General features: G+C 64.5%; 23 protein-coding genes and 1 pseudogene. 14 read left to right on the top strand and 10 right to left on the bottom strand.

What is annotated here, in order from left to right; genetic code table 11:
* Positions 1-374, top strand: a 374-nt coding sequence (locus tag BSIN_RS22620; protein WP_143757522.1) for a plasmid pRiA4b ORF-3 family protein, incomplete at its 5' end; no start/stop codon positions are given.
* Between the two features lie 37 nt (positions 375-411).
* Here the strand turns inward: BSIN_RS22620 and BSIN_RS26630 are convergent.
* The 3 genes and pseudogenes from BSIN_RS26630 to BSIN_RS22635 all read right to left on the bottom strand — a co-directional run.
* Positions 412-546: pseudogene (locus BSIN_RS26630) on the bottom strand (IS66-like element accessory protein TnpA); the annotation flags it as partial.
* A gap of 149 nt (positions 547-695) precedes the next feature.
* A complete protein-coding gene (locus BSIN_RS26635; RefSeq protein ID WP_059512744.1) occupies positions 696-920 on the bottom strand; it encodes a hypothetical protein in 225 nt (74 codons plus the stop codon).
* Between the two features lie 151 nt (positions 921-1071).
* The gene (locus BSIN_RS22635; RefSeq protein WP_059512873.1) at positions 1072-1275 is read right to left on the bottom strand and encodes a cold-shock protein; all 204 of its coding nucleotides are present in this window, start codon (positions 1273-1275) and stop codon (positions 1072-1074) included.
* Positions 1276-1597: 322 nt separating this feature from the next.
* On the opposite strand from BSIN_RS22635, the gene BSIN_RS22640 reads away from it, so the two are divergent.
* Together BSIN_RS22640 and BSIN_RS22645 are read left to right on the top strand one after the other, a co-directional pair.
* Positions 1598-2047, top strand: a complete 450-nt coding sequence (locus BSIN_RS22640) for a LysR substrate-binding domain-containing protein (RefSeq protein WP_089342078.1) — start codon at positions 1598-1600, stop codon at positions 2045-2047.
* A 152-nt stretch (positions 2048-2199) separates the two neighbouring features.
* The gene (locus BSIN_RS22645) at positions 2200-2427 is read left to right on the top strand and encodes a hypothetical protein (RefSeq protein ID WP_089342079.1); all 228 of its coding nucleotides are present in this window, start codon (positions 2200-2202) and stop codon (positions 2425-2427) included.
* A gap of 171 nt (positions 2428-2598) precedes the next feature.
* On the opposite strand, the gene BSIN_RS22650 is transcribed toward BSIN_RS22645, so the two are convergent.
* Both BSIN_RS22650 and BSIN_RS22655 read right to left on the bottom strand, forming a co-directional pair.
* On the bottom strand, positions 2599-4083 hold the full coding sequence (locus BSIN_RS22650; RefSeq protein ID WP_089342080.1) for a M81 family metallopeptidase: 1485 nt from the start codon (positions 4081-4083) through the stop codon (positions 2599-2601).
* Positions 4080-5393 carry an MFS transporter gene (locus BSIN_RS22655; protein WP_089342081.1) on the bottom strand — a complete coding sequence of 438 codons (1314 nt, stop codon included), beginning with the start codon at positions 5391-5393 and terminating at the stop codon, positions 4080-4082. The genes BSIN_RS22650 and BSIN_RS22655 overlap by 4 nt, the downstream gene beginning before the upstream one ends.
* Between BSIN_RS22655 and BSIN_RS25640 the strand changes: the two genes are divergently transcribed.
* The 6 genes from BSIN_RS25640 (at position 5392) to BSIN_RS22680 (ending at position 13144) form a co-directional block, all read left to right on the top strand.
* Complete coding sequence (locus tag BSIN_RS25640) at positions 5392-5802, top strand: hypothetical protein (RefSeq protein ID WP_143757524.1); 411 nt, start codon at positions 5392-5394, stop codon at positions 5800-5802. The genes BSIN_RS22655 and BSIN_RS25640 overlap by 2 nt on opposite strands.
* Before the next feature lie 496 nt (positions 5803-6298).
* Positions 6299-8668 (top strand): TonB-dependent hemoglobin/transferrin/lactoferrin family receptor, encoded by a 2370-nt coding sequence (locus BSIN_RS22660; RefSeq protein WP_089342110.1) that lies wholly within the window; start codon positions 6299-6301, stop codon positions 8666-8668.
* Between the two features lie 47 nt (positions 8669-8715).
* Complete coding sequence (locus tag BSIN_RS22665) at positions 8716-9852, top strand: hemin-degrading factor (protein ID WP_089342082.1); 1137 nt, start codon at positions 8716-8718, stop codon at positions 9850-9852.
* Positions 9849-10778, top strand: a complete 930-nt coding sequence (locus BSIN_RS22670) for a heme/hemin ABC transporter substrate-binding protein (RefSeq protein WP_089342083.1) — start codon at positions 9849-9851, stop codon at positions 10776-10778. Before BSIN_RS22665 ends, BSIN_RS22670 begins: the two co-directional genes overlap by 4 nt.
* Positions 10779-11178: 400 nt before the next feature.
* A complete protein-coding gene (locus BSIN_RS22675; RefSeq protein WP_089342084.1) occupies positions 11179-12309 on the top strand; it encodes a FecCD family ABC transporter permease in 1131 nt (376 codons plus the stop codon).
* A 16-nt stretch (positions 12310-12325) separates the two neighbouring features.
* Entirely contained in the window at positions 12326-13144 is an 819-nt protein-coding gene (locus tag BSIN_RS22680) for a heme ABC transporter ATP-binding protein (RefSeq protein WP_089342085.1), read from the top strand.
* A 371-nt stretch (positions 13145-13515) separates the two neighbouring features.
* Here the strand turns inward: BSIN_RS22680 and BSIN_RS22685 are convergent, their stop codons facing one another.
* Together BSIN_RS22685 and BSIN_RS22690 are read right to left on the bottom strand one after the other, a co-directional pair.
* The gene (locus tag BSIN_RS22685; protein WP_089342086.1) at positions 13516-14124 is read right to left on the bottom strand and encodes a trimeric intracellular cation channel family protein; all 609 of its coding nucleotides are present in this window, start codon (positions 14122-14124) and stop codon (positions 13516-13518) included.
* Between the two features lie 12 nt (positions 14125-14136).
* Positions 14137-14361 carry a hypothetical protein gene (locus BSIN_RS22690; protein WP_089342087.1) on the bottom strand — a complete coding sequence of 75 codons (225 nt, stop codon included), beginning with the start codon at positions 14359-14361 and terminating at the stop codon, positions 14137-14139.
* Positions 14362-14596: 235 nt separating this feature from the next.
* On the opposite strand from BSIN_RS22690, the gene BSIN_RS22695 reads away from it, so the two are divergent.
* Complete coding sequence (locus BSIN_RS22695) at positions 14597-15586, top strand: HTH-type transcriptional regulator ArgP (protein ID WP_089342088.1); 990 nt, start codon at positions 14597-14599, stop codon at positions 15584-15586.
* On the opposite strand, the gene ltaE is transcribed toward BSIN_RS22695, so the two are convergent.
* Positions 15555-16568, bottom strand: a complete 1014-nt coding sequence (gene ltaE, locus BSIN_RS22700) for a low-specificity L-threonine aldolase (protein WP_089342089.1) — start codon at positions 16566-16568, stop codon at positions 15555-15557. The genes BSIN_RS22695 and ltaE overlap by 32 nt on opposite strands.
* A gap of 451 nt (positions 16569-17019) precedes the next feature.
* Here ltaE and BSIN_RS22705 point away from each other — a divergent pair, with 451 nt between their 5' ends.
* From BSIN_RS22705 to BSIN_RS22715, 3 genes are read left to right on the top strand one after another with little or no spacing between them, the layout of a single operon-like run.
* Complete coding sequence (locus BSIN_RS22705) at positions 17020-18426, top strand: cytochrome ubiquinol oxidase subunit I (protein WP_089342090.1); 1407 nt, start codon at positions 17020-17022, stop codon at positions 18424-18426.
* A gap of 31 nt (positions 18427-18457) precedes the next feature.
* The gene (cydB, locus tag BSIN_RS22710; RefSeq protein ID WP_089342091.1) at positions 18458-19468 is read left to right on the top strand and encodes a cytochrome d ubiquinol oxidase subunit II; all 1011 of its coding nucleotides are present in this window, start codon (positions 18458-18460) and stop codon (positions 19466-19468) included.
* A complete protein-coding gene (locus tag BSIN_RS22715; protein WP_082711696.1) occupies positions 19440-19613 on the top strand; it encodes a hypothetical protein in 174 nt (57 codons plus the stop codon). Before cydB ends, BSIN_RS22715 begins: the two co-directional genes overlap by 29 nt.
* A 42-nt stretch (positions 19614-19655) precedes the next feature.
* Here BSIN_RS22715 and BSIN_RS22720 read toward each other — a convergent pair whose 3' ends face one another.
* Entirely contained in the window at positions 19656-19850 is a 195-nt protein-coding gene (locus BSIN_RS22720; RefSeq protein WP_089342092.1) for a YqaE/Pmp3 family membrane protein, read from the bottom strand.
* 189 nt (positions 19851-20039) lie between these two features.
* Positions 20040-21092 (bottom strand): phytoene/squalene synthase family protein, encoded by a 1053-nt coding sequence (locus BSIN_RS22725; protein WP_089342093.1) that lies wholly within the window; start codon positions 21090-21092, stop codon positions 20040-20042.
* A 95-nt stretch (positions 21093-21187) separates the two neighbouring features.
* Here BSIN_RS22725 and BSIN_RS22730 point away from each other — a divergent pair, with 95 nt between their 5' ends.
* Positions 21188-21472 (top strand): hypothetical protein, encoded by a 285-nt coding sequence (locus BSIN_RS22730; RefSeq protein ID WP_059512869.1) that lies wholly within the window; start codon positions 21188-21190, stop codon positions 21470-21472.
* Positions 21473-21716: the final 244 nt, after the last annotated feature.

Consider the following 21716-nt stretch of genomic DNA (forward strand, 5'->3'; position numbering starts at 1 on the left):
CGGGCACGAGCGCCGATGACCGGAAGGTTCGACTGCAGAAGGTCCTGAAACCTGGCTCGCGCTTCCTCTACCGGTACGACTTCGGAGACAGCTGGGATCACGCCATCGTCGTTGAGAAAGTGGAAACCATTGAGAGCGAACCGTGGGGCGGGGCCCAGGTCATTGATGGTGCTCGCGCGTGCCCGCCAGAGGATGTGGGCGGCCCGCATGGCTACGAAGCGTTCCTGAACGCGCTATGCAACGATCCGAATAGCGAAGAAGCTGACCATTACCGAAACTGGGTCGGCCCCGGCTTCGATGCCGAACTGTTCGATCTGCGTGCTGCCAATGCCACGCTGCTACGCATGGCTTCCAATCGTTGGGGAAACCGGTAACTCACGCCGTCAACACGGTATCGGCTCCACGCTTACCCATCGCCAGACGCGCCACCGATACGTCCGGCTCGCAGGCCAGCTTGGCCAGATGCCGTCGAAATTCGATCGGGTGATTCGGGATGCCTTTGCGTGAAGTTCTCTTCGGCGTATCTGTTGCCACTTTGGTCCCCACTACTTTGGTGGGGACTACTCTGGCAACTTCCTTTCACATCGTCGAGACGGTGCTGGGGACACGCTTACGCTCGATGCACGCTTCGGTTGAAAAACCGGGCAAACCGGAAACTGAAGAGCGGCCGTGCTTTCAAGACCGGCGACGTACCGTCAACCTCGCGTATCGATCCAGTCTCGCGCCCATTGATCGGAATAACCGCGCGCGTCGTCCTCATTGACGAAATACCCAAGCGAATAAAACTCGTAGCACATGAGCCCGGACCGAACATCGGAGCGGGCAAGTGTCACATTTGACGAGAAACAACCATCCGGCAGGCAGTGAGCTGACGGGGATACCGTGTATCCGCGATATTGGATAGGAGTAGAAATTTTCATTGTTGTTATTGGTGAAATAAGGTCCAGTGTAGAACGGTGTCTCCCACAGAGAATTTGATCTGTCTGGATCAATGGACAAGGCCCGAAGGGCCGAGACTATGCCAATGCAGTGGGAAGCGTCCACTATCCAACACAGTGGACGCCCAAAAAATTACAACGGCTTGATATTCGATGCCTGAAGCCCCTTAGGGCCGCGCTTCGTCTCGAAGCTGACTTTTTGATTTTCAGCCAAGGTTTTGAACCCGTCACCCGAGATTTCCGAAAAATGCGCAAACAGATCTGCGCCACCTGCGTCCGGGGTGATGAAGCCAAAGCCTTTGCTTTCGTTGAACCACTTTACGATACCGGTATCCATGTTGAATCCCTCAAAAAAATAAGTTGACTGTTCCCGTTGCGCAAGCGACGGGGAAGCATCAAGAGGGAACAAGAGGACAACGGACTCCGCGCAAATGGCGGACAAGAGATGAGCACCAATCGAACTTCCTGAATACTTCAGCTATACACGGTACGCGAATCACCAGCCGGGGTCAATCGATTTCGCGATACCAAACGTAACGGGTAACGGCTCAAAATGTGAAATATTGTCCGTGGATCGCGTCCCAAATGCCATACCGTACCCAAACGATACGCGGATAGCCGCTTCTATAATCGGTTCGCATCGAATTCTTGGTGGCATCATGACCTCAGCCACTTGCTCAGATTTGCCGCGGCCTCCGTGTCGTGCGATCGGCCGGCGCACGCGTCCGTCCCTAGTCGTCGACAATCTCTCCCATCTTCCGAATGACCGCATCGATCTTGCAATCCACTTTGGCGTGCCGCCGGACAGTTCAACGGTTACAAAGCAGATGGCGGACAATTACCGCGTGACGTGCGCCTCGCCGTCATACATCGCCGCACACGATAAGCCGACGCAGACAGACGCGCTTGCCGACCTAGACTTCATCTTCCTGTTGATGTCGGCTAAGCCATCAAGCGGACGGCACTTCTGGCGGGACGGTAAAACGGTGAATGTTCGCGTGCCAGCACATCGCGCACACGCGACCGACGGCGGCGCAGTTGCGCGCGAATGGGCGCTCGAAGGGCGTGGCATCGTGATGAAATCGATCTGGGACGTAGCAGGGGCCTGAAGACCGATAGGTTGTGCCAACTGTTGTCCGAGCAGCAGCGCTGCCCTGACGCGCCGGCCCATGTGCTGCTCCAGGCGTCCGCCGCAATGCATTACGATCAACAACAGGCATACCGTCCCACCACGCCACTCGTTTCCTCAACGGAGGCCAGCATGAACACCCACACCCTGTCCGGCATGCTTCACGCACAGGAATTGCTGCTCGTGTCGCTGATTCGCACCCTTGCGCCGGAAACCAAACGCGAGCTCGGCGACGAGTTTATTCGTCAAATCGAGCTTGCCGAAACGTCGCATCTCGACGTGCCCGCCGAACATGACGCGCATCATGCGTATCTCGCCCACGTTCGCAGGCTGCTCATCCGGCTCGAATCGTTGTCATAGCGCAGATAGCACGAATGGTGTGAATAATGCGCCTTTCTGCCGCTGTCCGAATGAACGCTCGCAGTAAATGACCGCGCGGCTTCGCCGCGCCTGGCAGTGAGCGGCAGGGGTAGACCGTTAGTTGCGTTAAAGAGGCCAAACGAACGCCGCCATGCACCGCCTGCCGCCCATTCAAACTCCAGGCGCGCGTCCCGCGTTGCCCCCGGGCGATAACCGCATCGCCGGGTCCAGCTTCTTCCACGACAGGCGAGCCGGATCGGTCACGATCCCGGCCTGCGTGCGCGCGATCAGAATTTCCTCCGCAATTGGCTCGAATGCCGCACGAAAATGCACTGAACTCTTGTTGACGAGAACCGCCATCCGCTCAGGCTCGATTCCGACCATCCGATACAAGTTGCGATCCAGCAACTGCGTCTTCATGCTAGTCACGACCACGCGCACGTCTTCGACGCGAAGGCACGCGCATAGCCCAAGGCGCAACTCCGTGCCGCGCATCATCGGACCTTCGAGCTTGCAGCGGCCGTCCGCCAGCGCTTCGACGAAACACCGCACGGGCAGCGGCCGGGCCGTGTGCGCGGCGAGCGTCAGATCGACGCTCGCGCCCACGCCCGCCGCATGCGCCGCGGCCGCAGCCGCGGGATCGTAAAGCAGGCCAAATGCGGCGCGCGGCACGCGATGGCGCAGCAGCGCCTCGAGTATTTCCGTGGTATCCGAGCCCGCGCCCGCGCCGGGGTTGTCGTGCGTATCGGCGATGACGACCGGGCCGGCCGCCGAGCGTGCAATCTCCTTGGCGCGCAGCACCGCTTCGTCAGCCGACAGATAAGCCGCTTGCCAATTCTCCTCATCGGCGCAAAACACCTGCTCGAGCCGCGCAATCGCGTCATCCAGCTCCGCGCGGTTCACCCCGTCGCCCCAGATCGCCGGGCCGCACTCGCAAATATCGGCGGACGGAAAGCCGAGCGTAACCGACAGATCGACTTCGTATTCGCGCTCCAAGCGCGCAACGAGCGCATACAGATGCGACGCGGGCGCCTGCGACGTCGCCATCGCCTCGATCGGAATCAGGAACGGCATCCGGCGGAACACGCGATGCTCGCGCCGCCCGCCGGAGCCGATCCGCAGCAGCACGCGCGCCGCGCGCGCGCCGGTTTCGGCCATGTCGACATGCGGATAGGTCCGGAACGGCACGAGCGCGTCAGCATGATGGAACATCTGCTCGGTTACGTTCGCATGCAGATCGAGCGATGCGACGATGATCACGCGGGGGCCCACGACCGCGCGCAAACGTTTGAGCAATTCGCCTTCGCCGTCGTCGAACCGTTCGGTGACCATCGCGCCGTGCAAGTCGAGATAGATCGCATCGGCTCGAGCGTGCCGCGCACGCTCGACGAGCTCGTTCGCGATGCGTTCATATGCGTCGTCGGTCACGAATCCGGACGGCGTCGCGTGCGCCCAGATGCCCGGCACCACTTGATTCGATGTCCTGCCGATCACGTCGATGAACCCCGCGATCGGCAGGTTTTGCGTGCGCAGCGAAAAAATCGCGTCGCCGACGAAAATCGGCCCATACGCGCCACCGTCGAAATCGTCATATCGCGCGCGCGATGAGACGAATGTGTTGGTTTCATGGCCAAACCCGGCAACGAAGATTTTCATGGACTCACCGCATCGATACGAGGCAAAGGACGCGCGATCAACAGAATCGCACTGAGTAGCAACAACGCGGCAATCGCGAGAAAACCCGCTTCGCCGCTGCCGCTCGCCGACTTGATCCAGCCGATCAGCGTCGGGCTGACGAAGCCGCCGAACAAGCCCAGCGTGTTGATGAATGCGATACCGACGGCCGCGTGCGACGCATCGAGATAATCGGTCGGGATGGCCCAGAAAACCGTATACGACGCATACATCGCCGCGGTCGCGATCGTGATCGCCGTCAACGCGATCGCGAAGCGGTCGAAGCAGTGCGCGGCCACGGCCAGTGCGAGCGCGCCAACGGCCGCCATCAGCGCCGCGTGCGTGCGTCGCTCGCCGAGGCGGTCCGAGTGCCGACCGACGACAAACATCACCGCGACGGTGACGAGATACGGAATCGCACAATAAAGGCCAATCTCGACGTAGCCGCGCAGGCCCGCTGCTTTGAGAAGGGTCGGCAGCCAGAAACTCACCGCATACAAACCGCTGATCAAGCCAAAGTAGACCGCGGCCAACCGATAGATCTGGCGATCGCCAAGCACGCGCGGCAGCACGTGACGCCACCCGGCGCTATCGCGCCGCGGCCGATGCCGTTCGATGTCTTCCGACACGGCGGTCTGCTCCGCGTGCGTCAACCACCGCGCCTGCGCCGGCGATTCGCAAAGAACCACGAACGTGACGACGCCGAGCAACAGTGCGGGCATGCCTTCGAGAATAAACATCCATTGCCAGCCCGCAAGCCCGGCCACACCGGAAAGATTCGCGATGATCCAGCCGGACATGGGCCCGCCGACGATCGAGCCGATCGGCCCGGCGCACAGCAGCAGCGCCATCGCACGCCCCATTCTTTGCGGCGGATACCAGCGGGTCAGAAAGTAGATCATGCCCGGCGCGAAGCCCGCTTCGAATACGCCGAGCAGGAAGCGCAGCAGGTAGAACGTCGTGATGTCGGCGACGAAGCCGGTCGCGATCGACGCCGCTGCCCACAGCACCATGATCCGGCTCAATGTCCGGCGCGCGCCGACCCTGACGAGCAACATATTGCTCGGCACTTCGAACAACATGTAGCCGAGAAAGAAGATGCCCGCGCCAAGGCCATACGCCGCTTCGCTGAAGCCGATGTCGTGCTGCATCTGCAGCTTCGCGAAACCGATGTTGACGCGATCGATATACGCAATGCAATAGCACGTCGCCAGAAACGCGAGCACGCGCAGATTGATCTTCCGGTAAGCGGTCGATAGTGGATCGTCGATCGTTCCGGCTTTGGGAACCATGATTTCCTCGTATATCGAATTATTGAAATTGTTGCGCCGCCAAATTGAAACACAATATAGCGGCAACTCTCGTCATTTTGGTCGGCAACACGTGCAACACGGTATTGCAGACGATTCAACATCCGTCAACCGATTCGACGGGCCGCATACCGGGCTCGATATCGTGGCAGTGACGTCGTGCCGGCAGCGCACCGGCACGATGAAAGCGCTGGTTTACGCTGGCTCGGCCTCATGTATCTGGAATGCGTTGCGTCAAAACAGCGCCGCACAGTATGGGGTATTCAAAAGTCAAATCAACGCGCCGAAAACGCTTCAACCGGGCACGGCCACCCCCAAATTCATTGGACGAATACTGATTGCACGTCATTTCGAAAAAAATAATGTGCGATGCGGACCGACAATTTCCTAATAATCATGCATTGCTGAATTAGCGCTCAATCGCCGAGATATGCGCTGGCATTTCGTTAGTGCTTGCAATCGCGTCGCATCCGCCGGCATAGCCTAGAAATCTCCTTCGTTTTCCATCCGTCGGTGCGTGTTGGCGCGGGCGACGAAAAAGGCAACATGACTATCGTCCGTTGTCCTATGCATCGTGAGGGGCGCGGCCGTCCGGCCAGCCACCGCGATGCGCGTCCGTGGCCCGGTCAGCATTGGGGATGCGCGCCGACCGAAGGCCCAGAGCGATCTGCCGCCTGTCCAGCAGACAGCCTTGCGGGCTCCATGATTTCGCCTTTTTGGTTGAAATGATAATAATTCTCAATTACACTTTGCATTCTAACTGACGGATTTTTCCTTTCACCCCGCCTGCGGCCTGATCGCGCAGGCGGCCAGCCAGGTGCATGCGTCACCCAGCCAGCCTTCGGGCTCATTCGACACTGGGAGACCAAACCGTGCATCAACCTTTGTTGGCGTGCCGGCCGCTTCGCGCCGCACTGACCGGCGCTTTCGGCCTCTGCGCGGTAGCCGCGTCCGCCGCCGACGCCGCATCCACCTTCGTGCCGCGCACCGCTTCCGCGCCGCTTGCCGCGAACGCCACGCCGCAACCTGCCGCACGCGATGCCGCCGCACCCCGCGCGGCCGCGACAACGCATCCGGCGCGCGCCAAACCCATTTCCGGCGCATCCGAACCCGGCGCACTCGCCGCGCACGGCGATGGGCGCACGCTCGATCCGATTACCGTCACCGCCACGCGCACCGCATCCGCCGCGAGCCGCATCGCGGCGAGCGTATCGACGCTGACCGACACCGATCTCGAAGAGCAACAAGCGGCGTCCATCAAGGACGCGCTGCGCTACGAACCCGGCGTCACCGTGCGCCGCCCGCCGTATCGCCCGGCGGGCGCGGCATCGGCGGGCGGCCGCGGCGGTGATTCGAGCATCAACATCCGCGGCCTCGAAGGCAATCGCGTACTGCTGATGGAGGACGGCATTCGCCTGCCGAGCGCGTTTTCGTTCGGCCCGCTCGAAGCGGGCCGCGGCGACTACGCGGATCTCGACACGCTCAAGCGCATCGAGATTCTACGCGGCCCCGCGTCGGCGCTGTACGGCAGCGACGGCCTGACAGGAGCCGTCAACTTCATCACGAAAGACCCGTCCGACCTGCTATCGGTCTACCGAAAGAAAACTTACTTCTCGCTGCGCCCCGGCTATGACTCGGTCGATCGCAGTTTCGGCGCGACGGTTTCGGCCGCCGCGGGCAACGACCGCATACAGGCGATGTTGATCGCATCCGGCCGTCGCGGACACGAACTCGACACGCACGGCCACGACAATTCGGCAAGCGCCGCGCGCACGAGTGCGAATCCTCAGGATGTCTACACAGAATCACTGCTCGGCAAGCTGACGTTGACGCCCACCTCTCGCGATACGTTCAAGCTCACCGCCGAAACAGTGCGGCGCCGCATCGACACGAACGTGCTATCGGCGATCAATCCGCCTGCAACGCTCGGCCTCACCGCGAACGACAAGCTCGAACGCAACCGCTTCAGCATCGATTACGACTTCCACGACGATGCCGCCCGCTGGTTCCAGACCGCGCACGTGCAGCTCTATTATCAGGAAGCCACGCAGGATCAGTACTCGTTCGAAACGCGCGGCGCGAACTTCCGCTCGCGCTCGCGCGCGAACCGCTATAGCGAGCGCGCGCTCGGCGGCTCGGCATTCGCCGAGAGCGCATTCACGACCGGGCCGCTCGCGCATAAGCTGCTGTACGGCGTGGACGGCAGCGTCGATCGGATCAAGAGCCTGCGCGACGGCACCGTCGCGAGCCCCGGCGAGTCGTTCCCGAACAAAGCGTTTCCCGACACCGGCTACACGCTCGTCGGCGCGTTCGTTCAGGACCAAATCAGCCACGCCCGGCTGCTCGTCACGCCGGGGCTGCGCTTGGATGCCTATCGCCTGAGCCCGGCCGCGCGCGATTCGCTCTATCCCGGGCAGGCGGTCAACACGAGCGATCACGCGCTGTCGCCACGCTTGGCGGTGCTGTATCAGGTATCGCCCGCGTTGACTCCATACGCGCAATACGCGCACGGCTTCCGCACCCCGACGCCCGATCAGGTCAACAACAGCTTCTCGAATCCGATCTACGGCTACACGTCGATCGGCAATCCTAATCTGAAGCCGGAAACCAGCGACACGATCGAGGCGGGTCTGCGCGGCACACTCGGCACGGGTCATGGACCGCTGCACTATAGCGTCGCGGCATTCGCGGGCCGTTATCGCAACTTCATCGCGCAGCGCACGATCGGCGGCACCGGCCGCCCAAGCGATCCGCTCGTGTTCCAGTATGTGAATTTCGCGAATGCGCGGATTCACGGCTTCGAAGGACGCGCGCAATGGGTGATGCCGAACGGCTTCACGCTGAAAACGGCGATGGCCTTCACGAAAGGCTCGACGCAGGACAATGGCGCGGCAGGCCAGCCGCTCGACACGATCAATCCGTTCTCCGCGGTGTTCGGCGTGCGCTACGAGCCCAGCGAGCGTTGGTTCGCGCAGGCCGATCTGCTACTGCAGGCAGGCAAACGCCATCGCGACGTGCCGCCGGATACCTGCGCGCAAAAAACCTGCTTCACGCCGCCGTCGTCGTTCGTTGTCGATCTGCGCGGCGGCTATCGCTTCAACAAGCATGTCAGCGCCTATCTGGGCATCCATAACCTGTTCGACCGCAAATACTGGAACTGGTCGGACGTGCGCGGCATCGCCGCCGATTCGAAAGTGCTCGACGCCTATACCGCGCCGGGCCGCAGCGTAGCGGTCAGCATGAAAGTGGATTTTTGATGCGCTTCGCCCACCCTTCCGCCATCCGGCCTTCGAGGAATACCGACATGATGAACATTGCCGCATCCGCTGCCGCGCCCGCGGCCGGCCGCACGCTCGCGCCCGACGAACTGCGCGACGCGTTCCTGCGCCTGAAGGAAACCCGCAAGCTGCGCAACCGCGACGCCGCGCAATTGCTCGGCGTCAGCGAGGGCGAAGCGCTCGCGGCGTTCGCGGGCGAACGCGTCGTGCGGCTCGAGCCGAGTTTCATCGAGCTGTTCGAGGAAATGCCGCGGCTGCGCGGCATCATGGCGCTGACGCGCAATGCGGCCGCCATCCACGAGAAAGACGGCGCATTCGAGCAGATGAGCCACGACGGCCCGGTGGGCTTCGCACTCGGCGCGATCGATCTGCGGATTTTCTATCGACACTGGGCATCGGGCTTTGCCGTTCACGAGCCGGCCGCGCACGGGACGATGAAAAGCCTGCAATTCTTCGATACGCACGGCCATGCGGTACATAAGGTTTATCTGCGCAAGCACAGTGATCACGCCGCATTCGATGCGTTCGTGTCGCGCTGGCGCACACCGGCGCAAAACACGCTGCTCGCCGTCGAACCTGAACCGGCCGCGCTCGCCGAGAGGCCCGACGAAGCAATCGACGTTGCCGGCCTGCGCGCCGCGTGGGATGCGATGACCGATACGCATGCATTCCATGGCATGCTCGGCCGTTTCGGCGTCACGCGCACGCAAGCGTTGCGGCTTGCCGGCGCACAACGCGCGCGGCGCGTCGCGCCCGATGCCACGCGCCGCGTGCTCGAGCGCGCGGCGCTGAGCCGGCTGCCGATCATGATTTTCGTCGGCAATCGCGGGATGATCCAGATCCATACCGGGCCCGTCGGGAACATCCGTCGCACCGGGCCGTGGATCAACGTGCTCGACGAGGGTTTCAACTTGCATTTGCGCGGCGATCTTATCGCGTCGGCATGGGTCGTGACCAAGCCGACGAGCGACGGCCCCGTCACGTCGCTCGAACTGTTCGACACCGCCGGCGAATCGATCGCGATGCTGTTCGGCGCACGCAAACCGGGGCAACCGGAATTGACGGGCTGGCGGGAACTCGTCGGCGCGCTGCAAACGGCGTTCGACGCGAACGCCGATGCACGCGTCGATGCGCATGTCGGCGAAGCCGGAGCGAAGCGATGAGCGGCGCGCGCATCGATATGCGCCGCCGCAAGTGCCTCACTGGCGCAGGCGTGCTGGCGCTGGCCGCCGTCAATCCGCGCACGCTTGCGCACACGCCGCCCCAAACGAGCCTGCGTCCTCAGCGCGTCATCGCGATCGGCGGCTCGATCGCCGAGACGATCTATGCATTGGACGGCGCGCGCAACGCGCATCACGAACTCGTCGGCGCCGATACGACATGCACGTATCCGGATGCCGCACGCCGCTTGCCGAAAGTCGGCTACCAGCGCGCGTTATCGGCGGAAGGATTGCTGTCGCTGCGGCCCGATCTCGTACTCGCCTCGTCGCAGGCCGGACCGCCCGACGCGCTCGCGCAACTCGGGCGTGCCGGCGTGACGGTCAAGACGTTCGACGACACCCACGATGTCGAATCGGTGCGCCGCAAGATTCGCGGCATCGCGCAGGCACTTTCGCTCACGCAAGCGGGCGATGCGCTGCTCGCACGCTTCGAGCGCGATTGGCGGGCGAGCGTCGCACGCGTCGAGGCCGCGCCGCCCCGCACAACGCAACGCACCCCCGCGCGCGTGCTGTTCGTGCTCAACCACACCGGCAATCAAGCGCTCGTCGCCGGCCGGCAAACCGCCGCCGATGCAATGATCCGCTACGCAGGCGCACGCAACGCGATGGCCGGCTTCGATCACTACAAACCGCTGAACGCCGAGGCGCTGGTCAGCGCTGCACCGGACGTGGTGCTGATCACGGACGAAGGGTTGCAGGCGCTCGGCGGCAGCGACGCGCTATGGGCCGCGCCCGGCTTCGCGGCGACGCCGGCCGCGCGCGCACGGCGCATCGTTGCGCTCGACGCATTGTTTCTGCTCGGCTTCGGGCCGCGCCTGCCGCAAGCGGTTGCCGAGTTGCAGCGCCGGCTGAACACCGCCCTCGTATGAACGCGCGCGCTCACATCGCCGTGGCTATGCCGGATTCGATGGATCTTTCGGATTCCATTGTATTTTTGTCGACGACGCGCCGGTCGCCGGGTTCGGCACGCTTAATGCATTCGATAGATTCGACGCAATCGCGAAAGATGCGTTTGGTGAATCCGGCGTGTCTAATGCACGCCGCTCGGCGCGTCTTGCGTGCCGCACACAGGCACGGCCGCCGCGCGCCACTGCGCCCGCCCCGTTCAGCCCATTACGTATTCAATTCGCGCATCTTCGCCGCATCGAGCGAACCCGCGCGGCCTGCCCGTTTTGCATCACGCATGACAAAACAACCGCCCCCTGCCGCGCGGCACATCGCGCTGGCTGATCATCTTCCACCGCAGCGCCATCGCCGCACCCCGTTGAGATGAGACCCGCCATCCGCTCCCCGTCGGCCGATTCGGCACGTCCCGTGCCGCTCATCGAATCCGCACCCGCCAACGCCGCCCCCAACGCGCATCGCCGGCGACGCGCCCTCCGCACGCTCACCGCGCTCGCGCTGGCACTCGCGCTTGCCGCGATCGCCGCGCTCTGCATCGGCGCTTATCCGCTCACGCCCGCACAATTGTTCGACGCGCTTACGGCCTCCGATACGCTGCTGTCGAGCGACCCCATGTTGCGACAAGCGCGAGCGGTGCTGCTGGAAATCCGCGCACCGCGTGTCGCGCTCGCGTCGCTGGTCGGCGCCGGTTTCGGCATGGCCGGGGCAGCCACGCAAGCGCTGTTTCGCAATCCGCTTGCCGATCCGGCCTTGATCGGCGTATCGAGCGGCGCGGCGCTCGGGGCATCGGCGTTGATCGTGCTCGGGCCGGGCATCGTCGCGGGGCCGGTCGCGCCCGGCTATCTGCCGATTGCTGCGTTCGCGGGCGCGCTCGGCGTCGCGGCACTCATCCACCGGTTCGCGGCAACGCGCGGCCAGCTCGCGCTGCCGCTACTGCTGCTTGCCGGCATCGCGATCAATGCGCTCTGCGGCTCGACGATCGGACTGCTGACTTATTTCGCCAATGACACGCAGTTGCGCTCGTTGACGTTTTGGAGCCTCGGCAGCGTGGGAGGCGCGCAATGGCGCACGATCGTCGCGATCACACCGTTCGCGCTCGTCGGCTGCGCGCTGCTCGCACGTGAGCGGCACGCGCTGAACGCACTGCAGCTCGGCGAAACGCAGGCGCAGCATCTCGGCGTGCCGGTGTTGCGCGTGAAGCGCCGCGTAATCGTCGGCACCGCGTTATGCATAGGCTCGCTCGTCTCGTGTACCGGCATGATCGGTTTCATCGGGATGATCGCGCCGCATTGGGTGCGGCTCGCGGTCGGCCCCGACCAGCGGATCGCGATGCCGGGCGCGGCGCTGCTCGGCGCGCTCGTCGCGCTCTGCGCCGATCTGGCAGCACGAACGCTCGCCGCGCCGGCCGAGATTCCACTGGGCATCCTCACCGCGCTGCTCGGCGCACCGTTTTTCCTCGCGCTGCTGTGGAAACAGCGCGCCGCGCTTGGCGCTTGACACTGCGAATAGAATCATGCTGACCGCCGATCATCTTCACGTTATCCGTGGTGACAACACCATCCTCCGCGATCTGTCGATTCGCATCGTCCCCGGCCGCGTCACCGCCCTGCTCGGACGCAACGGCGCAGGCAAAAGCACGCTGCTCGAAGTACTGGCGGGCGATTTGAAAGCCTCAGGCGTGGCGTGCAACGCGACGCTCCGCGGCGCGGTGACGCTCAACGGCGAACCGCTCGGCAAGATCCCCGCGCCGCGTCTCGCGCGGTTGCGCGCGGTGCTGCCGCAAGCGTCGTTGCCTGCGTTCCCGTTCAGCGTGTTGGAAATCGTGCGGCTCGGCCGCTACCCTCACGCGCGGCGCACCGGCGCGCTCACGCGGGAAGACAACGATATCGCGTCGCAAGCGCTCGCACTCGCCGGCGCGGCGGCGCTCGGCCCCCGCGACGTCACGACGCTTTCGGGCGGAGAGTTGGCGCGGGTGCAGTTCGCGCGCGCCATCGCGCAACTCTGGCCGAGCGGCGCATCCGCGAGCGCGGCGCGCTATCTGCTGCTGGATGAGCCCACCGCCGCACTCGATCTCGCACATCAGCACCAAGTGCTCGCTCTGTCGCGATATCTGGCCCGCGAATGGAACATCGGCGTCCTGACGATCATGCATGATCCGAATCTCGCCGCTCGCCATGCAGACCGGCTCGCGCTGCTCGCAAACGGCGCGATCATCGCCGATGACGCGCCCGCCGAGGTGATGCGCGCCGATCTGTTCGAGCGTTGTTACGGGTTTCGTGTGAAGCTCGTCGATGCGGGAGACGGTGCGACGCCGATCGTCGTGCCTGCATGAACGCGTCGACGGTATGTCCGGGCGGCGCTTGCCGCTCATGATTCCTCCGTCGGCGCAACGCGCGCCGAGCGGTTCGGGCGTCACGATGCATCCATGCCGGGCCGATCGCTGCGGGGACGGCGCAACGTCCGTCATCAAGCTCGCGTATGCGTGCGGCAGATTGCGCTGATAACCATGCTCACGCACCATGCCCGACGCGCGCCGTGCTTGCATCGACGCGATACGCGCCGAGCCGTGCGCACACCTCCAGCATTCCACCGCAAACGTCGGCGATGAAAACGATGAGCGCACTTGTGCCGTCGCCGGATCAACACCTCCGTCACGGCAGCCATATGCAGGCCCGATCGGCACGTGCCGAGCAGGCCTCCCCATCAGCCTGCGTCGAGCGGACCAAACGCCTTCATCCGCCAGCCTCGCCACACGGCCAGCATGCGCAACGCGAATCCGCTCAGCAGCGCCGCAATGGTTGCGATGCCGTGCGGCGCGTCAAGCGCCTGCAATCCGATATACAGCGCGCCCGTCAGCAGCGCGATGCTCGCATATAGCTCCTTGCGCAGCACGAGCGGCACTTCGTTACACAGCAAATCGCGCAGCATCCCGCCGCAAACGCCCGTGATCGCGCCTGCCAGCACGATCACGACCGGACTGGGGATGACGCTCGCCGCGACATCGCAGCCGATGATCGAAAACGCGGCGAGCCCAAGCGCGTCGACGGCGGTGAACCACGACTTCAAGCGCGCCACGTGCGTCGCAGTCATCGACGCGAATGTCGCCGCCGCCAGCGTCAGCAGCAAGTATTCCGGATGCGCGATCCAGGTCAGCGGATAGCGGCCGAGCAGCACGTCGCGCACCGTACCGCCGCCCAACGCGGTCACCGCACCGACGAAGGCCAGACCGAAGCGGTCCATGCCGCGCTGCATCGCCATCAGCGCACCCGACATCGCCTCCGCGACGATCGCAATCAGATAGAGCGTATGCATTCGATCCGCCGCTCAGCCGACGGTACGAAACCATTCGATCACGCAGGCGCGTTCGGCCGCGTCGATCCCGGGCGCTGTCTTCGCGATGGCGGCGGCGGCACCCGCGCGTGCGCGTGCGCCGGCGTCGGCCGCGCGATGCGCCGGCATGCACCGCAAGCGCGGCTGGCGCACGGGCTCGCGCGGCAGCGCTGCATTGCGCGCTGCATTCGGCATCGCATTCGGCCTGCGGTCGATCATGTCGTGATCCTTCTCTTTTTCGTATCCATGCGGCAGTGAAAAATGGGTTGAACAGCTCGCCGTACAACCCGCCGATGCAGCCTCGGCACTGAAAACCGGCAAGATTATCCAGCCGCGGGCGTGCGCACGGATTGTCGAGCAGCGATGCCGTATTCGCTACAATATTTAGCCGAAGTTAAATATGCTAAATTTTTCTTAGAATTTCGCATGGCCTAAACCACTCCATCCGCAACCCATGACGATCGATCCCAAACAGGCGGCAGCGCTGCTCGCCGTCGCGGACACCGGCAGTTTCGAGCAGGCGGCGGCGCGGCTGCACGTCACGGCGTCGGCGGTCACCCAGCGCGTGCGGGCACTGGAGACGAGCATCGGCGCGCCGCTTTTGCTCCGCACGCGCCCATGCCGGCCGACGGCCACCGGTCAACGCGTGCTGCAGCATCTGCGCCGCCTCGCGCTGCTGCATGCGGATCTGCAAGCCGATCTCGCCGCAGAGCACGGCTCGACCATCGCAGTGACCATCGCGCTCAATTCGGACAGCCTCGGATCGTGGTTTCTGCCCGCGTTGACGTCAGTGCTCGCCGGAGAGCGGATGCTGTTCGAACTGATCGTCGAGGATCAGGACCACACCTATGCGCTGCTCGAAAGCGGCATGGCGATCGGCTGCGTGACCACCGAAAGCAAGCCGATGCGCGGCTGCACGGCGACGCCGCTCGGCTCGATGCGCTACCGGCTGCTCGCCGCGACCGGGTTCGCCGCACGCTGGTTTCCCGACGGCCTGACGCGCACGGGCGCGCGCCAAGCGCCAATCGTCGCGCACAGCCGGCGCGACGCGCTGCAATTCTCGTTTTTAAAGGAACGGCTCGGCTTGCCCGAAGGCGCGTTTGCGTGCCACTACGTGCCCGGCACGCACGCTCACTTCGCCGCCGTGCGGCACGGCCTAGGCTACGCGATGGTGCCCGAGCTGCTGCTCGATTCGCGGCCGCTCGCGAAACAGGGTCTCGTCGATCTCGCGCCGGGACGTGTGACGGACGTATCGTTATATTGGCACGCATGGGCCGTGCAGTCGCCCACGATGGAATCGCTGTCTGCGCGCGTCGTCGACGCGGCACGGCGCCTGCTCGCGCCGCCGCTTGCCGCCGGCACGGCTCGCGCGCCCGGCAACACCGGCGCGCTGGCCGCGCGAGGCGCCGGCATCACGCGCGCGAACGCGCGAAGTAAGCGCTGATTGCGTCGACGACCGTATCGATATCGTCGCGCGACACGTCGAGATGCGTGACGAAGCGTGTCGAATAGAGCATTTGCGTGAGTATCCCCCGCGCCTTCAGCCACGTTTCGAGCGGCGCGCAATCGGCTTCGGGAAGCTGCGCGAACACCATGTTCGTCGCCTGCGACAGCACCTTGATCTCGCCGATCCGCGCAAGCCCCTGCGCGAGATGCCCGGCGTTCGCATGATCGTCGGCAAGGCGCTCGACATTGTGTTCGAGCGCATACAGGCAGGCCGCGGCGAGCAGGCCCGCCTGCCGCATGCCGCCGCCCAGCATCTTGCGCCAGCGGCGCGCCTGCGCGATCAACTCGCGGCTGCCGACGAGCACCGAGCCGACCGGCGCGCCGAGCCCCTTTGAGAAGCAGATCGAGACCGTATCGAACGGCGCGCAGTGCTCGGCAAGCGAGCGCCCCGACGCCACTGCCGCGTTGCATACGCGCGCGCCGTCCAGATGCGTCGCGAGTCCGTGGCGGCGCGCGAGCGCGGCCGCTTCTTCGACATAGCCGGCAGGCAACACCTTGCCGCCGATCGTGTTCTCGAGCGCGAGCACGCGCGTGCGCGCGAAATGATCGTCGAGCGGCTTGATCGCGGCGGCGATCTTGTCGAGCGGCAAGGTGCCGTCGGCCGCGTTCTCGATCGGCTGCGGCTGAATGCTGCCGAGCACCGCCGCGCCGCCGCCTTCGTATCGATACGTATGCGCCGCCTGCCCGACGATGTATTCGTCGCCGCGGCCGCAATGCGTCATCAGCGCCACGAGATTGCTCTGCGTGCCGCTCGGGCAGAAGAGCCCCGCCTCCTTGCCCGCGCGCTCGGCAACGGCGGCCTGCAAACGCTGCACAGTGGGATCGTCGCCCCATACATCGTCGCCCACTTCGGCGGCCGTCATTGCGGCCAGCATCGGCGCGCTCGGGCGCGTTACGGTATCGCTGCGTAAATCGATCATCTGGTTACCTGTCGGAGTTTCGTCGAAAAAAGCGCCCGCGCACGGTGAAGCGAGATGTCGAGTGTACGCAATTCGCGCGGATGCCGCCGAACCTGGCATGACGGCATCCGCGCGCCGCCGGTCGCGCACGCTCACCGACGCCGCCGGCAGCCCAACGGCCTGCCCGAAGTCCCAGTCATTCGCTTCGCTGCGGCGCGGTGTATTGCCGCACGTGCGTCATCCCGCCGCGCCGCGCACCATGCCTGCCAAACACATCGAATTTGATATCAATCAACGATTTAGATCGATAAACCTCGATTATTCGCTGGACATCTGCGACGAGTTGGCGCATTTCGCACCGCAACACAGCGCTCCATACTTCGGACCAACCCTTGCGCCGCCACGCCGCGCGCCCGGCGCAGGGTCCGCCGGCAGCCCCGCCGACGGGTATCGTCCCCTACGGTCTACTCGCATGGAAACCGCTCTTTCGGCCCTCGATCTGGCCCGCGTGCAGTTCGCATTCACCGTCTCTTTCCATATCGTTTTTCCGGCGTTGAGCATCGGGCTCGCGAGTTTCATCGCCGTGCTCGAATACCGCTGGCTCAAAACCGGCAAAGCGTATTACAAGCATCTCTGCCTGTTCTGGTCGAAGATTTTCGCCGTCGCGTTCGGCATGGGCGTCGTGTCGGGCGTCGTGATGAGCTATCAGTTCGGCACGAACTGGTCCGGCTTCTCCAGCTTCGCCGGCTCCGTCACCGGCCCGCTGCTGATGTACGAAGTGATGACCGCGTTCTTTCTCGAAGCGGGCTTCCTCGGCATCATGCTGTTCGGCTGGAATCGCGTGAGCCCGCGCGCGCACTTCGGCGCGACGCTGATGGTCGCGCTCGGCACGCTGATCTCGACATTCTGGATTCTCGCGTCCAATAGCTGGATGCAGACGCCGCAAGGCTTCGAGATCGTCGACGGCCGCATCGTGCCGACCGACTGGTTCCAGATCGTATTCAACCCGTCGTTCCCGTACCGGCTCGCGCATATGGCGCTGGCGGCGTTCATCGTCGCCGCGCTCGTGGTGGTGGCGGTCGGCGCATGGCATCTGCTGAAGGGCCGCCGCGACAAGGCCGTCAAGAAGATGTTCTCGATGGCGCTGTGGCTGCTGCTCGTGCTCGCGCCGCTGCAAGCGGTCGTCGGCGACCAGCACGGCATCAACACGCTGCGCCACCAGCCCGCGAAGATCGCGGCGATCGAGGGCCTGTGGGATACCGAACAGGGCGGCACGCCGCTCAACCTGTTCGGCATCCCCGACATGAACGCGGAAACCACCCGCTACGCGCTGCAAATCCCGCATCTCGGCAGCCTGATTCTCACGCATAGCTGGGACGGCGAAATTCGCGGGCTGAAGTCGTTTCCGCCCGAGGACCGGCCGAATTCGACCGTCGTGTTCTGGAGCTTTCGCATCATGGTGGGGCTAGGCTTCGCGATGATCGGCGTCGCCGTGCTTGCATGGCTGCTGCGCCGCCGAGGCCGGCTCTACGACGCGAAATGGTTTCACAAGCTCGCGCTCGCGATGGGTCCGAGCGGCTTCGTCTCGCTGCTCGCCGGCTGGGTGACGACCGAGGCTGGCCGCCAGCCGTGGGTCGTCTACGGCGTGATGCGCACGTCGCAGGCGGTGTCGCCGCTGTCGGCGCAGCAAGTCAGCGTATCGCTGATGACGTTCGTGGTGGTCTACTTCCTCGTGTTCGGCACCGGCGTCTACTACATGCTGAAGCTGATGAAGAAGGGGCCTGCGCTGCCCGACGAGGCACCCGACACGCAGCCGCGCCCAGACCAAACCGCGCGCCGCCCGCTGTCGGCCGCGCGTCAATTGATCGACGCCGCGTAAAGCCGGCGCGCCCCATCAACGAGGTCAAATCATGGATGTCACCGTAATCTGGGCTGCGATCATCGCGCTTGGGCTGTTCATGTATGTCGTGCTCGACGGTTTCGATCTGGGCATCGGCATCGTATTTCCGTTCTTCCCCGCCGAAAGCGAGCGCGACCTGATGATGAACACCGTCGCTCCCGTGTGGGACGGCAATGAAACCTGGCTCGTGCTCGGCGGAGCGGGCCTGTTCGCCGTGTTTCCGATCGTTTATTCGACCGTGCTGTCGGCGCTGTATCTGCCGCTTGTCTTCATGCTCGTGTGCCTGATTTTTCGCGGCGTATCGTTCGAGATCCGCGCGAAGGCGCGGCGCACCAAGCATCTGTGGGATCTCGCGTTCATCGGCGGCTCGACGGGCGCGACGTTTTTTCAGGGCGTCGCGCTCGGCGCGTTCCTGCAAGGCATTCCCGTCAACGGCGACGGCCACTTCGCCGGCGACGCATTCGGCTGGCTCACGCCGTTCAGCCTGCTGACGGGCCTCGGCCTCGTCGCAACCTACGCGCTGCTCGGCTGCTGCTGGCTCGTCGCGAAAACCGAAGGCGATTTGCAGCGGCGTCTGCATCGTGTCGTGTGGCCGCTTACCGTCGTGCTGCTCGGCTTCATCGCGATCGTGAGTTTTTGGACGCCGCTGCAGGATGCCAACATCGCCCAGCGCTGGTTCGCCTCGGGCCTGCTCTGGCGGCTGCTGCCGGTGCCGTTCCTGGTGATCGGATGCGCGCTGTGGATGCGCCGCGCGGTTCGCGAACGGCACGACACGATGCCGTTCGTGATCGCGCTCGCGCTCGTGCTGCTCGGCTACGCCGGATTGCTCGTCAGCATCTGGCCGTATGCGATTCCGCAAAGCCTGACTTTATGGGACGCCGCGGCGCCGCGCTCGAGCCAGATGTTCACGCTCACCGGTGCGGCCGTAATCCTGCCGATCATCATCGCGTACACGACGATGGGTTACTGGGTATTTCGCGGCAAGGTGCGTCATGAAGACCAGCATTACTACCACCACTGATACGCGCGCTGCCGACGTGCGCGGCGCGCGGCTGCCGGGCTGGCTATGGTTCGCCATGCTGTGGCTCGGCGGCGTGGCCGGCGCGGTGACGCTCGGCTATGCATTCAAGCTGTTCATGAACGTGACGCTGTTCGCCGTCAAATGATTCGGCAAGCGGCGCGGCGCGCACGCGCGCGCCGCGCGAGCGTCATGCGCGCCGGCTGAATGCCTGTTCGATCTTTTTATCCGTGTTGTACTGACTGAGCGCGTACACGGACCAGATCGCGGCCGGCAGCCAGCCGATCAGCGTGATTTGCAGAATCAGGCAGATGATGCCCGCGAACGGGCGGCCAATCGTGAAAAACTGCAGCCAGGGCAGCAGCAACGCGAGTAGAAGGCGCATCGATTTTTCCTCTTCCGAAGTGCTGGCAGGCCGGAAACGGCCTGCGTGTAGATGGCGGCGAAAGCGCGGTTTTCAAGCGCGACAGGCAACGGACCTCTCTGTCCGCGAAGCGGCGCATGCGCATGGCCGCGCGCTATGCCGCCGTCACGCGAGCGTCATGGAAGCCTTCAATCCCGGCCCCGACATCCGTCACCGCGCCGCCAGCCGCGCGTCGACATCGGCGATCAACCCGTCGAGCCACGCACGCAGCATCCGGTTCGACATCGCAAGCGGAATCGAACGGGCGACGATCCGGTACACATCGCCGCGCCGAACCTTCGACGCGTGCGCGGGATCGAGCCACGCGTCGTTCGATGCCAGCAACGCAAGCGTCTTCAATCCGATGACGATCGGCCACAGACAAGCCAGCCGCAAGCGTGGCGCACGGCGCGCAATCGCGAACGTGTAGTCGATGCCCGCGCGGAAATGCTCCAGCGTCGTGCGCACGAGCGCGTCGAGCAGCGGCCGCGCGCGCAGCGACGCATCCGGGCGCAACAGATCCTCGACGCGCAGCCCGAGTTCATCGAGCATCGTTTGCGGCAAATAGCAGCGGCCGATACGCAAATCCTTGCCGCAATCGCGCAGCACGTTGGTCAATTGCAGCGCCTTGCCGAAGCGGATGCCCCGCTCGGCCATCGTGCCGGGCGGCTCGGCGAGCAAGCCGGGCAAATGCGCGCACGTCATCTTCGTCCAGAATTCGCCGACGCAACCCGCCACCAGGTAGGTATAGCGATCGAGCGCCGGCCATGCCGGCAACGCGGCAACGCGGCCCGAATGCTCGTCGGGGAACGTGCGCAGATCGAATTCCATTCCTTCGGTCAACGTCGTCACGACGTCCCGCACCGCGTCGCGATCGGATGCGCTCAATTGCGACAACACCGCAAGCGCAGGGCCAAGCGATTCGAGCAACGTCTTTTCATCCGACACGGCCTGCTGCCCGGCCACCTCGCCAGCCATTCGCGCCAGCGCATGCGCATCGGGCGTGCCGCGCACCTGCGCGCGCAGCGACAGCAGCAATTCAAGCCGCTGCGCGGGTGCGATCAGCGACGTATCGGCGATCGTATCGGCCGCGCGCGCGAGCAGGTAAGCCAGGCCGATCGGGTCGCGCATCCCGGCGGGCAACACGCGCAGCGTCAGATAGAACGAACGGGAAACGCCCTTCAGCAAAGGGCCCAGCAGAAACGCTCGGGGAGGATGGCTCATGAATCGGGAAGTCGGTCGGACGTGCTGCCGCATTGTATCGGCAAACGCACGCGTACAATCCGGTCCTTTCAGCAAAACGGCGGGAGATGAATGCGATGGCAATGAAGAAAACCGATCTCGAAAAGAATAAGGCGTTGAAACTGACGCATGCGATGAAACAGTCGGCATCCGCGCGCTTCGGCAAGGGCTCCGAAGCGTCGACGCTCGATCGCCGCGAACGGCGCAGGCTCGACCAGGCGCAAGGAATCGTGCCGTTCGCGTGCAAGCTCAACATCGAGCTGGTCGCGCGTCTGACCGAACGCGCCGCATCGCATCCGGGCGGGATGACCGGGCTGCTGACCGAGCTGCTGCAGCGCGGTCTCGACGAAACGGCCGAGTAAGTCCAACGAGACGACGGCGTTCGAGCCGGCCGCGCGACACGCGGTTTGCGCATCGCACGCGCGCCGGCACGCGCGCTTGGCGCAGAATGCGGCCGGCGCGCCAGCGCGGCGGCAATGCAGTGCTCATCGGCGCATGCACGCGCCACAGACCGTTGCGGCGAGCCGCCGCGGTAAGCACAACGACGTCCATCGGGCGCGCCGCGCACGCGGTCGTCTCGGCACGCCCAGTCCGGGCGTCGGCGCC

Source organism: Burkholderia singularis, assembly GCF_900176645.1.
In the GTDB taxonomy this organism is placed as follows: Bacteria; Pseudomonadota; Gammaproteobacteria; order Burkholderiales; family Burkholderiaceae; genus Burkholderia; species Burkholderia singularis.

Coding starts and splice junctions, on each gene's coding strand:
- BSIN_RS26635 (WP_059512744.1), bottom strand. CDS start 920: ATGAAAATTTCTACTCCTATCCAATATCGCGGATACACGGTATCCCCG.
- BSIN_RS22635 (WP_059512873.1), bottom strand. CDS start 1,275: ATGGATACCGGTATCGTAAAGTGGTTCAACGAAAGCAAAGGCTTTGGC.
- BSIN_RS22640 (WP_089342078.1), top strand. CDS start 1,598: ATGACCTCAGCCACTTGCTCAGATTTGCCGCGGCCTCCGTGTCGTGCG.
- BSIN_RS22645 (WP_089342079.1), top strand. CDS start 2,200: ATGAACACCCACACCCTGTCCGGCATGCTTCACGCACAGGAATTGCTG.
- BSIN_RS22650 (WP_089342080.1), bottom strand. CDS start 4,083: ATGAAAATCTTCGTTGCCGGGTTTGGCCATGAAACCAACACATTCGTC.
- BSIN_RS25640 (WP_143757524.1), top strand. CDS start 5,392: ATGATTTCCTCGTATATCGAATTATTGAAATTGTTGCGCCGCCAAATT.
- BSIN_RS22655 (WP_089342081.1), bottom strand. CDS start 5,393: ATGGTTCCCAAAGCCGGAACGATCGACGATCCACTATCGACCGCTTAC.
- BSIN_RS22665 (WP_089342082.1), top strand. CDS start 8,716: ATGATGAACATTGCCGCATCCGCTGCCGCGCCCGCGGCCGGCCGCACG.
- BSIN_RS22670 (WP_089342083.1), top strand. CDS start 9,849: ATGAGCGGCGCGCGCATCGATATGCGCCGCCGCAAGTGCCTCACTGGC.
- BSIN_RS22675 (WP_089342084.1), top strand. CDS start 11,179: ATGAGACCCGCCATCCGCTCCCCGTCGGCCGATTCGGCACGTCCCGTG.
- BSIN_RS22680 (WP_089342085.1), top strand. CDS start 12,326: ATGCTGACCGCCGATCATCTTCACGTTATCCGTGGTGACAACACCATC.
- BSIN_RS22685 (WP_089342086.1), bottom strand. CDS start 14,124: ATGCATACGCTCTATCTGATTGCGATCGTCGCGGAGGCGATGTCGGGT.
- BSIN_RS22690 (WP_089342087.1), bottom strand. CDS start 14,361: ATGATCGACCGCAGGCCGAATGCGATGCCGAATGCAGCGCGCAATGCA.
- BSIN_RS22695 (WP_089342088.1), top strand. CDS start 14,597: ATGACGATCGATCCCAAACAGGCGGCAGCGCTGCTCGCCGTCGCGGAC.
- ltaE (WP_089342089.1), bottom strand. CDS start 16,568: ATGATCGATTTACGCAGCGATACCGTAACGCGCCCGAGCGCGCCGATG.
- BSIN_RS22705 (WP_089342090.1), top strand. CDS start 17,020: ATGGAAACCGCTCTTTCGGCCCTCGATCTGGCCCGCGTGCAGTTCGCA.
- cydB (WP_089342091.1), top strand. CDS start 18,458: ATGGATGTCACCGTAATCTGGGCTGCGATCATCGCGCTTGGGCTGTTC.
- BSIN_RS22715 (WP_082711696.1), top strand. CDS start 19,440: ATGAAGACCAGCATTACTACCACCACTGATACGCGCGCTGCCGACGTG.
- BSIN_RS22720 (WP_089342092.1), bottom strand. CDS start 19,850: ATGCGCCTTCTACTCGCGTTGCTGCTGCCCTGGCTGCAGTTTTTCACG.
- BSIN_RS22725 (WP_089342093.1), bottom strand. CDS start 21,092: ATGAGCCATCCTCCCCGAGCGTTTCTGCTGGGCCCTTTGCTGAAGGGC.
- BSIN_RS22730 (WP_059512869.1), top strand. CDS start 21,188: ATGGCAATGAAGAAAACCGATCTCGAAAAGAATAAGGCGTTGAAACTG.